The 11,882-nt window shown below is 57.6% G+C and carries 9 protein-coding genes; all 9 read right to left on the bottom strand.

Features of this window, described 5'->3' with window-relative positions; genetic code table 11:
- Window positions 1-97 precede the first annotated feature (97 nt).
- The 9 genes from FIV08_RS05765 to FIV08_RS05725 all read right to left on the bottom strand — a co-directional run bounded on the left by FIV08_RS05765 (window position 98) and on the right by FIV08_RS05725 (window position 11,783).
- Window positions 98-1,486, bottom strand: coding sequence for a DUF1329 domain-containing protein (locus FIV08_RS05765; protein WP_152437661.1), 1,389 nt, complete (start codon window positions 1,484-1,486; stop codon window positions 98-100).
- A 177-nt stretch (window positions 1,487-1,663) separates the two neighbouring features.
- Window positions 1,664-4,306, bottom strand: coding sequence for an aminopeptidase N (pepN, locus tag FIV08_RS05760; RefSeq protein WP_152437660.1), 2,643 nt, complete (start codon window positions 4,304-4,306; stop codon window positions 1,664-1,666).
- Window positions 4,307-4,336: 30 nt separating this feature from the next.
- Complete coding sequence (locus FIV08_RS05755) at window positions 4,337-5,173, bottom strand: DUF2797 domain-containing protein (protein WP_152437659.1); 837 nt, start codon at window positions 5,171-5,173, stop codon at window positions 4,337-4,339.
- A complete protein-coding gene (locus FIV08_RS05750) occupies window positions 5,170-5,469 on the bottom strand; it encodes a YeaC family protein (RefSeq protein WP_072677728.1) in 300 nt (99 codons plus the stop codon). Before FIV08_RS05750 ends, FIV08_RS05755 begins: the two co-directional genes overlap by 4 nt.
- 176 nt (window positions 5,470-5,645) lie before the next feature.
- Window positions 5,646-6,335: a rhomboid family intramembrane serine protease gene (locus FIV08_RS05745; RefSeq protein ID WP_197492793.1), complete on the bottom strand. Its 690-nt coding sequence runs from the start codon at window positions 6,333-6,335 to the stop codon at window positions 5,646-5,648.
- Between the two features lie 2 nt (window positions 6,336-6,337).
- Complete coding sequence (locus FIV08_RS05740) at window positions 6,338-7,351, bottom strand: metallophosphoesterase (protein ID WP_152437658.1); 1,014 nt, start codon at window positions 7,349-7,351, stop codon at window positions 6,338-6,340.
- Between the two features lie 2 nt (window positions 7,352-7,353).
- Window positions 7,354-8,238, bottom strand: a complete 885-nt coding sequence (locus FIV08_RS05735; RefSeq protein ID WP_058093152.1) for an NAD(+) kinase — start codon at window positions 8,236-8,238, stop codon at window positions 7,354-7,356.
- A 112-nt stretch (window positions 8,239-8,350) separates the two neighbouring features.
- Window positions 8,351-9,580, bottom strand: a complete 1,230-nt coding sequence (locus FIV08_RS05730) for a DNA repair protein (RefSeq protein WP_152437657.1) — start codon at window positions 9,578-9,580, stop codon at window positions 8,351-8,353.
- 139 nt (window positions 9,581-9,719) lie between these two features.
- The gene (locus FIV08_RS05725; RefSeq protein WP_216646173.1) at window positions 9,720-11,783 is read right to left on the bottom strand and encodes an NADPH-dependent 2,4-dienoyl-CoA reductase; all 2,064 of its coding nucleotides are present in this window, start codon (window positions 11,781-11,783) and stop codon (window positions 9,720-9,722) included.
- Between the last annotated feature and the right edge of the window lie 99 nt (window positions 11,784-11,882).

Below are 11,882 nucleotides of genomic sequence, written 5' to 3'. Positions count from 1 at the left end.
GAGCCTCGCAGAAGCACAAACAAACCGGCAGCCATAAGGCCGCCGGTATCTCTGGTACCACTACTGCCACTCCGGGATCAGACTGTGCGCCGAGTCCTTAGCGCACACTCCGCCGGCGCAGCGAGGCCGGTGAGAAATAACGTTTATTCGGTACATCGTCGGTAAACACCCGAGTACCGGATTCTTCCGTATCCAGACCCAGCACGTGGTAACGGCGAGCCTGAAGGTCGTGGTATACGTCCAGCACTGTCCACACGCCGGGCAGCTCATAATAGTTCTTGGGGATGCCCATGGTCACGCGCCACAGCTCTCCACGACCGTCGTACTGGTCCAGCAGCACGGTATTCCAGCTGTCCGCATCCACATAGAAACGACGCTTGCCGTAAATGTGCCGCTCGCCCTGCTTGAGGGTAGCCTCTACCACGTGCACGCGGTGCAGCTCCCAGCGGGTCAGATCAGGATTCAGGTGGGAAATACCCAGAATCTCGGAATACGGTGTGCCTCTTTCGCCAATCCGGTAGTTGTTATAAGGGATGTATATTTCCCTCATACCCTCGTAGTTCCAGTTGTAGCGATCCATGGCACCGTTAAAGATATCGGTGTCATCTGCGGTGCGCAGGTTATCGGCCGCCGCGATCGGAGAATCGTACCCGAGGTTCGGCGCACGGCGAACCCGCCGCTGGCCAGCATTGTAACCCCAACCGTTGCGCGGGTTGATGATCTGGTTGAGTGTCTCGTGAATCAGAATGGCACCGCCGGCCAGGCGGGGCGGCGACTGGGTGAACGAGAGGTAGTAGAAGATAATGTTATCGAGATCGGCTTCGCCGCCTTCCGGGTTGTAGAAGTTAAAGAAGGCTTCCTGCTGCGAGGTTACCAGACCATAATCACCGTTGGTCTGAACGGCAACCTCACTGGAACGACGGGTCACGGAAATCCCGCGCCACCGGGTCAGATGGTTCCAGACCACCTGCCAGGCTTTTTCTTCATCGGTACCGTGCAGGATCGGGAACGGGTAACCGCCAAACGCACCGCTCAAGCCCTCGGCCTGCCCGACAATTTCCGCGTTGACTGCGTTCTTGCGGGTATTCTCGGCAACCCAGTCGGGCACGGCATGGGTGCGGCGCGACTGGTACACGGGAATACGGAATGTGGTTGGGTAGGTACGGAGCATGGCCCTGACGCCATCGGTCAGGTACTCGTCGTACTGCTCCATGTTGGAGGCGGTGATCGTGAACAGCACCTGGTCATCCGGAAACGGATTGATGTGGTGCTGCCCGCTGCCCTCGTAACCGGCCGGGGGCTCTGTCAACCCGCCAGTCCAAGCAGGAATGGTACCAGCTTCATTGCCAGCCTTGATGGACCCGAAGGGCGTCAGGTCCTGACCGAGGCGGTTTGCCTCAGCGGCAGACACACCGGCGTGAACCGGTGCAGCTGCAAACGAAAGCGCAAGCAGCCCGCCAAAAAATGCGTTCTTGTTGTATCTCATTGTGCAACCTTAAATCCGTCTGGGAGCCTCTACAGGGCTTTATTGTTATGGTCTGACGTAATCGCAGACTTTCCATCAGATTAGCCGATTGAGCAACATTGTCTATCGACCGAAAGTGCGATTTTGTATCTGGCTGTGACGACGGCTTTACAATCACAGCCAGATATCGAGCCGGCGTCAGTCCGCCAGGCTCTTGTGAACCACCTCGTACACGTCTCGTGAAAGTTCGGTTTTGTCACGAATCCGCTCAAGGGCGGCCTTCATCTGACTGCTATATTGCGGTGAAAACTTCTTCCAGCGGGTGAGCGGAGACACCAACCGGGCTGCGATTTGCGGGTTGCTGTCGTCCAGTCGACACACCTGGTCCGCCAGGAACCGGTAACCACTGCCATCCGGCTTATGGAAAGCGGCCAGATTCTGGCCAGCAAACACCCCGACCACAGAGCGCACCTTGTTGGGGTTCTTCCAGTCAAAGGCTGGGTGGTCCAGCAACGCCTGAATCTGTGGCAACTGCCCGGCCCGGTCACTGGAGGCCTGTACCGAAAACCACAGCTCAACCACCTGCGGGTCATTCTGGAAACGCTCGAAGAAAGCCGCCAGGGCCTGGTTCCGCTCCGATTCAAAACCGGAGTTCACCAAGGCGCGCAGGGCGCCGAGGCGGTCCGTCATATTATCCGCCTGTTCAATCTGCTCAACGGCCAATGCCCGGCCCTGCTCATCATCAATGTGAAGCAACCACGCAAGCGCCGTGTTGCGCAGACTGCGACGAGCAATGGCACTCGGCGTCAGCTGATAATCGCCCTGACCAGCGTTGCGCTGATAACAGGCCAGCAGGTCATCGCGGAGCGCCTGGGCCAGATGCGTCAGAACCTGCTCCCGGGCGTCATGAATGGCCGGCACATCGGCCTGCTCGGAAAGCTCTATCAGATAGGCTTCCGAAGGCAACAGCAGCATCTTGGCCACAAGCGCCTGGTCCAACTCGGTATCGTTCAACAACAGGCGATAGGCTTCCACCAGCCGTGGTTCAATTTCCGTGCCCTGGGGCGCGTCAACCAATGACTGAATGACATCGACCGCCAGTTTCTGGCCAGCATCCCAACGGTTAAAGCCGTCCGGGTCGTGACTCATCAGGAACAACAGCTGTTCGCGGGTCCAGGGGTAATGAACACGAACCGGCGCAGAGAAATCCCTCAATAGCGACGGCACTGGCCGCTCCCTGAGACCATGAAACTCAAAGCGGTGTTCCGATTCAGTCAGCTCAAGTACCCGCTCAACCGGGCCACTCTGCTCATCTGCGTCCAAATTCAGGGGCAGAGGCTGACCCTCGGAATCCAGCAAGCCCAACCCAAACGGGATGTGCTGCGGTAGCTTCCCGGTCTGCCCGGGTGTATCCGGAACCGACTGCCGAATATCCAGGCGGTACACACCCTGCACCTCATCGTAATGATCCGATACCGCCAACACCGGCGTGCCCGCCTGTTCGTACCACAGGCGGAACTGGCCCAGGTCGCGACCCGACGCGTCTTCCATGGCTTTAACAAAGTCATCGGTAGTGACGGCCTGGCCGTCGTGGCGCTCAAAGTACAGGTCACTGCCCTTGCGGAACATGTCATCGCCGAGCAGGTTGTGAATCATCCGCACAACTTCCGCCCCTTTCTCATAAATGGTAAGGGTGTAGAAGTTGGAAATTTCCATATACGAGGCCGGCCGGACCGGATGGGCCATGGGGCCGGCATCTTCGGCGAATTGAGCGGTGCGCAGCAGGGTAACGTCTTCAATGCGCTTGACGGTGGGCGAGCCCATATCCGCCGAGAACTGGGAATCCCGGAATACCGTAAAGCCTTCTTTCAGACTCAGCTGGAACCAGTCCCGGCAAGTAACCCGGTTACCGGACCAGTTATGGAAATACTCATGGGCAACAATGGCTTCGATACGCTGGAAAGCGGCATCCGTAGCCGTGTCCTGGCTGGCCAGCACGCAGGATGAATTGAAGATGTTCAGGCCCTTGTTTTCCATGGCCCCCATATTGAAATCATCCACTGCTACGATCATGAAGATATCAAGATCGTACTCACGGCCATACACCTCTTCATCCCAGCGCATCGAACGCTTGAGCGCATCCATAGCGTAATCGCACTTGCGGGCATTGCGCGCCTCAACGTAGATGCGCAAATCGATATCGCGACCAGAAACGGTGGTAAACGTATCCCGTTTCTCGACAAGGTCACCCGCCACCAGCGCAAACAGGTAGGCCGGTTTGGGGAACGGATCTTCCCAGGTCACAAAGTGACGGCCGTTCTCTAGGTCGCCCTGCTCAATGGGGTTTCCATTGGAAAGCAACACCGGGTAGGCAGACTTATCGGCTTCAACGCGGGTCTGGAAGCGCGCCATCACATCCGGCCGGTCCGGATAATAGGTGATACAGCGGAAACCTTCGGCCTCGCACTGGGTGCAGAACATGCCCGATGACTTGTACAGGCCCTCCAGGCGGGTATTGTTCTGCGGCTCTATCCAGGTGACGACCGCCAGCTCAAACGAATCCGGCACCACTGGAATCACCAGCTTGTCACCCTCGTTCTGATACTCGCCACTGGCCAGCGGCTGACCGTTCAGGGACAGAGACTCCAGGGTCAGACTGTCGCCGTCGAGCACCAGGGGCCCACCACTCTGCCCGGCCGCGGGGTTCTGGCGCATGGACAAGGTACTGTGCACCCGCGCGCCGTCCTCGAACAATTCAAACCTCAGGCTTACATGGTCCACCAGATACGCCGGCGCCTGGTACTCGCTCAGGTAGATGGTTTGTGGCTGGTTGGTACGCATTCACACTCTCCAGACAGTAGACTTCCGCGCTCAGTCAAGAACCCGGAACCGGACTTCGTAGCCGGTAAATTTTCGAATATTGATCACACCGGTATCGAGCATCAGGTACTGGCCCTTGATGCCTTCCAGCCGCCCTTCCACATCCGGTGACTTGTCCAGATTATGGGTTTTCACTTTAGACGGCCACATCTGAACCGGATAACCGAGCCCCAGTGAGGCCTCATCCACAACTCGCAGACTGTCTTCGCCATGGGTTCGCCGCAGCTCTGCCAGATCAGGCTCTATCACTGCCAGCAGCCTCTGGCGCTCCTGCACCAGGTCCAGCTCCGGCACATCGCCTTTGAGCATTGCGCGCCAATTGGTCCGATCCGCCACGTGGGCCTTACAGGCGACTTCAGCCAGGCCCGCAAGATAGCGGCTGGCAACACGCAGCATCGGTATGGCATCCACAGCGCCCTGGTCTATCCAACGGGTTGGCACCTGTGACGCACGGGTAATGCCGACTTTCAGGCCGCTGGAATTGGCCAGGTAAACCACATGTTCCACCATGCAGTTCTGCTCTCCCCACTCAGGTTCACGGCAGGTGCCCAGATGAAAGTGACACTTCTCCGGGCTCATGATGCAACTGTCGCAGGCTGCCAGCTTGCGGAAACACGGGTAACAGTAACCCTGATTGAAACTCTTTTTGGTGGTGCGATCACAATGAATGCACCGGATCACGCCGTCATAATCAAAGCGCACTTGACGGCCGATCAACTCATTCAGGGCTATCGGAGTGTCGCCCACCTTGAGGGTGTAGGTCACCGGGTCACCGGCTTTTGCCGGCATCTTCCGAAGGCGGCCGGTTACATCAATTGACTCGCTCAAACCTTGACCTCGACGAACTGGTCTGGATCCACATCTTTGCCGTTCTGGCGATCTTTACGAAACTGCACGGACGGATCACAGGCGGTACCGGCTTTCTCGCCCCGGTCCAGATAGCCCACCCGCTGCTCTTCGGGCACATTGTGTTTGTTCTCGTAATAGATAACCGCTTCCAGGCTGATTTCCCGCTGCTCGCGGGTCATTGCCCTTCCATCAGGCCATTTACCAAGCTCGATAGATTGCTTGAGGTTCCGGTATACAGTCGGATCCAGCCGCTCAATGAGTTCGTCGTAGGTCATTACCCACCTCCTGAAAAATCATTCATAAAAAAATCGGCAAATCCGTTTGACAGATGGAAATGATAACAATTATCATTACATCACCAAATGACGACGGTCGTATCATTTGGTCTCTCTCATCAGGAGCTAAAAGCTCTTTTAATGCCCCACCATTTGGTGGGGCTTTTTTTATGCCTTCACCGAAACCGCCCCCGGGCGGGCATCACCGCTGCCACCGCCAGACCGCCCACAAAGCCTCCCAGGTGAGCCTCGTTAGCCATCCGGCCCAGACCAATCATTTCCGGGATAGGCGTAAAGCCGATCACCATCCACACCAGGGCAAAGGTGACCAACGCCGGTGGAAACTGGAACCTGGGCCGGCGTTGCTGGCTCAGCCAACAGTAACCAAGGATGCCATAAACGACACCCGACAAGCCTCCGAACAGGGGGCCAGACACCAGATACTGCAACAGATTGGCGGCCAGACTGGTAACCAGGAACAGCGCCACCAGGCGGGCGCGACCATCAATCCATTCAATCTGGCTGCCCAGAAACCAGAGCATGACCGAATTGAAAATGATGTGGGTCCAGCTGAAATGCAGGAAATCCGGTGAAATCAGGCGCCACAACTGCCCGCTTGCCACTGTCGCAGAAAGCGCATCCAGCCTCCCGCCCAGGGAACTGAACACGTCCCAGGAATAGTGCCTCGGATCGACGATCATCATGGCCGCGGCCAGAGGGTTTTGCCCCATGGAAGTCAGCCACACCATGGCAACGGCGATGCCGATCATGCTCACAACAAACGGTGCATGCCGGGGAGCCGGCTGCCAGCGCCCGCTGGGGGTAATCGGAGATGATGTATGTTGGTCCAAACTAACCTCGCTGATACTTAGCGCGCCACGCTGTCTTCACTGGTGGGATAATCTGGCTGCTCGGGACGATCCACCTCTACCCAGACAAACTTGTCGCGGGAAAGTGCCTTTTCATCATCCAGCCGATAGGCCACCAGCTTGCCGTACTTTACGGCGCTGTAATCGATACAGGCCACATTCGACTTCAAGGGCGCCGGCTCACTATCCATCCAGTAATGCCCGACGAAGACCGGCGGCGCATCCAGCGGGTAAGTAATCAGCTGTTTGCGCTCATCCTCCCGCAAGGTCATGGACGCCACTTCCGGTGGTAATGGGTCTGGCTGGAACACCACATCGGCGTATGTTTGTGGGTTGTCGGCCCAGAACTTGGTGCGGAAGAATTCCCGAACATAGCCATCCCGCCCGGTAATCTTGACCCCGGGCGGCAGGCGCAAGTCAGTGCCACGCAACAAGGTGTCCATCACCTGGCCGGCGAAAGATTCAATGGCGGCCGAGGCATGAAGAAAGTCTTCATCAATACAGGCACCGCCCTGATTCTGCCGGAACTTGTCGATCAGATCCTGATCCCAGCAGGCATGCACCACCCGGAAGTGCTCCTCTTCGATAAACAGCGGAATGGTGTAAAACCACTCCAGAAAATCGTTCCACTCGTGGGGATACGCATCGAACTGCTCGAGGGTTTCCTTGATCAGGCGGTCATGGCGAGGGTTGTGCTCGCGCAGGAATTGCTTGCCACTGCCCGGCCGAGCCCGGGTGCAGTAGCCAAGGGCATTGTATTCATGGTTGCCCATAACGATGCGGGCGGCACCGTGCTCCACCATGTCCCGAACCAGATGCAGGGCCTCACGGATTCTTGGGCCCCGATCGATGATGTCGCCAATAAAAATGGCCTGGCGCCGGGGATGCTGGTAAATGCCGTTCTGTTTACGATACCCCATTTGCTGGAGCAACCGCTCCAGGGTGTGGGCGCAACCGTGAATGTCACCAATAATGTCGTAACCGCGGCTCGCGGTTGAAGTCTGTCCCGCCATAATCAACTCGCTGCTATTTCGCTTGCCCAACCCAGCTTGTCACGGCAGGTGGCATAGAAATTGTGATCGGTCGGGTGGATCAGACGGATCTTGAACGGCTTTTTGGTAATTCGGATGATATCCCCGGGCGCACAGGCAATGTTCATCTGGCCATCAAAGCTGACTTGCGGGTAGGTTTCGTTGGTTTCACCAATCACCAGTTTGATTTCACTCTTGCCGTCGACCACGATCGGGCGACTGCTCAGGGTATGCGGGAACATGGGCACCAGCACCACAGCATCCAGTTTCGGGTGCATGATGGGACCACCTGCTGACAGGGAATAGGCGGTTGAGCCGGTGGGCGTGGCAACAATCAAGCCATCGGAACGCTGGCTGTAAACAAAGTGGCCATCAATGTACAGGTCAAAACCGATCATCCGGGTAGACTTACCGGGGTGCAGCACCACATCGTTCAGGGCAGAACCGTAGCCCAGGGGCTGGCCATTGCGTTCCACATGGCCATCCAACAGGAACCGCGATTCCTCGATATATTCACCCTCAAGTACCCGGGCCAGGCGCTCTTCGAGGTCAGATGGAGAAATATCCGTCAGGAAGCCCAGGCGGCCGCGGTTGACCCCCAGAATCGGGATCTTGGATTTGGCCAGTTCACGGGCGGCACCCAGCAAACTACCGTCCCCGCCCACGACGATAACTAGGTCGCAGATTTCGCCCAGCAGTTTTTTGCTGGCGACCTGCAGGCCATGGCCCGGAATCATGGTGGAGGTGTCTTCCTCGATGATGACGTGGTAGTTGTTGGCCGTCAGGTACTGCTTGAGCTGCCGCAGAGACTCAACCACCTTGACGCTGCCCATGCGCCCGACAATGCCGATATTCCTGAACTGATCCATGAAGTATCCCGTGGTGTCTGAATGAGACAGGAAAGGCATGGCCCCTCCTGTTCTGTAACGAACAGAGCCACAGTTTAACGAATCTCAGGCAGATACTGAAAAAAGATCCGCGTCAGGACCGGTGCTGCTCGCAATGATCATCTACCCCTGGCTGGAATTCCGCCGGCTGGGTCACACGCATTATCGGCTCACCGCAGGCATTTCCGTCACTATCCACGTGGCGACAAACCGGGTGCTCGTAGTGTGCCAGCCAGTCTTTGTAGGCCGGCTCGTTCATACCGCAACGCTCGGCGGCATAGGCCACCGGATTGCCAAAATAGGTATCGATATCGTCGTAAGGCAGTGTGATATGGCCCACGCCGGGATGATAGGCAACCAGGAATACGGATTGGCTCTGCAATTGTTCCAGCAGCGAATCCTCGGGTGGTACCTGGTGGCGAAGCTCGTGGTTTTCCTGCTCAAGGGCAACAATTTTGTCATCCCGAAGCTCCAGCTCCCTTTGCTTGCGCTCCAGCTGTTCATGCAGCAGAACGGTCTCGGCGTCAGCATTTGCGTCCTTACGCTGGCGGGCATCGCCCTCCGCCATTTTTTCCTGCATGGAGAGATATTGTTCGTTGCGCCGAGCCAGGCGCTGTTTGAGCTGTTCATTGCTGATCCGGGTGCGTTCGTATCGCTGCTCCAGATCTGACATTTCGCTGCGCAAAGCCTGCATTTCGAGGCGATGCTCACGCTGGAGGTCTGCCAGGGAATCCCGGTGCACACTTTGGAGGGTTTTGATCCTGAGCCGCTGTTCACGGAGGATCTGGGCAACGCGGGCCCGGTCGCGGTTATCCTCGACTGGCTGCTCCACACTCGCCGTGGTCAGAACCGGAATATTCTCTTCTTCCGGTTCCACTTTCTGGAAACGCAAAGCGTTGGCTTCAACCGCTTTGCGGATCAACTGGAAGTGGTTACTGCCCGGCGTCATGTCCGGGTCCCAGAGCTCCTGGGCAAATGCCGGATCAGGGCACTGGCTCCGGCAAACCAGCCGGATAGCACCGCCGCCCATATCCGGCCCCTTGGCGCCTTTCTCTGCCAACGCCTCGATAGGCACGTTCCAGTGACTGTCGGCCCGCCCCTCGTCATCAAACCAGATACGGAAGAAAACCAGCGACCGAACCGTCAACTCCGGTGAAAGGTTTACCAGCACCGCCCGAACATCTGTCTCGGCAAGATCAGACAGGCCAACATAGCCATCCAGAAACGCGCCGAATTCAGACAACCGCATCTGCCGGGCAACCTGACTGCCCTCCATAAAGAAAACCGCCGCGTAACCCTCGGCTGCCTGCCCGGCATTAACCATTCACTTTCTCCATGCTTCGGAAAACTCTTGTTATGGACGCCCGATGCGGGAAGAGAGTTCCATCCCCCTCCCGCTCTTCACCTCCATAGTCTAGCCAGACCTTAACCGAAACACAGAGAAAAACTGCAACGTTTTGTGATCAGATCTCCGCTGCCAGGCGGCTACCCTGATCAATGGCCCGCTTTGCGTCCAGCTCGGCGGCCACATCCGCACCACCAATCAGGTGCACCGGCAATCCGGCTGCTTCCAGGCCTGCCTGAAGCTCACGCAGCGGCTCCTGACCAGCACACACGATGATGGTATCCACCGGCAACACTTTATCCTCGCCCTGCTCGGCACCTTTCGGTGTGATGGTGATGTGCAGGCCTTCGTCATCAATCTTGCGATAGCTGACGCCGGGCACCATCTGCACGTTGCGGTGCTTGAGAGAGGTACGATGAATCCAGCCGGTGGTCTTGCCCAGGTTCTTGCCAACTTTCGAGGCCTTGCGCTGCAGCAGGTAGACCTCCCGCGCAGGCTCAGGCACCTGAGGCTGAACACCCTGAATACCGCCACGATGTTCAACCGTCAGATCCACGCCCCACTCCTTCATGAAGTGCTCGGTGTTCAACGAAGGCGATTCCCCCTTGTGGACGATGAATTCAGACACATCGAAGCCGATACCACCCGCACCGATGACAGCTACCTTCTGACCAACCGGCTTGCGCTCCAACAGCGCATCCAGGTAGCCAATCACCTTCGGGTGATCAATGCCTTCGATCTCCGGTGTGCGTGGCTCCACGCCAGTGGCCAGGACCACCTCATCAAAGCCACCGGCTTTGAGGTCCTCTGCGGTAACGCGGGTATTGAGCCGAATATCAACGCCATGTTTGTCGAGCATCACCCGGAAGTAGCGCAGGGTTTCGTAAAACTCTTCCTTGCCCGGAATGCGTTTGGCCACATTGAATTGGCCGCCCACCTCGCTGCCGGCGTCAAAGACAGTGACTTTATGCCCACGCTCGGCGGCAACCGAGGCAAACGCCAGGCCTGCGGGGCCAGCACCAACCACCGCAACCGACTTCGGCGTAGCCGTCTTCACGTACGCCAGTTCGGTTTCGTGGCAGGCGCGGGGATTGACCAGGCAGGAGGTCAGCTTGCCACTGAATGTGTGGTCAAGACAGGCCTGGTTACAGCCGATACAGGTATTGATCTCCTCAGCACGATCTTCCGCGGCCTTGAGTACCAGGTCAGCATCCGCCAGGAACGGGCGGGCCATGGACACCATATCCGCATCGCCTTCCGCCAGAACTTTCTCGGCGACGTCGGGCATGTTGATCCGGTTGGTGGTTACCAACGGAATGCTTACTTCACCTTTAAGGCGTGCAGTTACCTTGGTAAAGGCGCCACGGGGCACAGAGGTGGCGATGGTCGGCACACGGGCTTCGTGCCAGCCGATACCGGTGTTGATAATGGTGGCGCCCGCCTTCTCGATTTCCTTGGCCAGGTGCACCACCTCTTCCCAGGTGCTGCCATCTTCGATCAGGTCGAGCATGGACAGGCGATAAATGATGATAAAGTTCTCGCCCACGCGCTCACGAACCCGGCGAACGACTTCAATGGGCAGGCGAATGCGGTTCTCATAACTGCCACCCCACTGATCGGTGCGGTGGTTGGTGTGTTTGACGATGAACTGGTTAATGAAATAACCCTCGGAACCCATGATCTCCACGCCGTCGTATCCGGCGCGCTGTGCCAGGGCAGCACAGTTCACGTAGTCGTCGATCTGCTTCTGGATGCCGGCTTCATCCAGCTCTTTGGGCTTGAACGGATTGATCGGCGCCTGGATAGCTGAAGGCGCTACCAGCTCAGGGGAATACGCGTAACGGCCCGCATGCAGGATCTGCATACAGATTTTGCCGTCGGCCTCATGCACCGCCTGGGTAATCACCTTGTGCTTGTCAGATTCTTCCTCTGTGTTCATCTTGGCTGCGTGCTGGAATACCGCACCTTCGGTGTTCGGTCCGATGCCACCGGTTACGATCAGGCCAACGCCACCCAGAGCGCGCTCGGCGTAAAACGCAGCCAGACGCTCGAACCCGTTTTTCACTTCCTCCAGGCCGGTATGCATGGAGCCCATCAGTGTGCGGTTACGCAGGGTGGTAAAGCCAAGGTCCAGCGGTTCAAGCAGGTGCGGGTATTTGGTCATGCCCGGTGATGCAGCCATGGGTAAACTCCTCATCGATTGTAGGATCGGGTAGCGATCGCTCCCGTTGTTATGGCCCCTACACTACCCAGCTCCCGCCAGCGCAACAATATCCAAAAA

This window comes from Marinobacter sp. THAF197a (assembly GCF_009363275.1).
GTDB lineage: Bacteria > Pseudomonadota > Gammaproteobacteria > Pseudomonadales > Oleiphilaceae > Marinobacter.
This window is presented reverse-complemented; position numbering and strand designations above follow the sequence as displayed.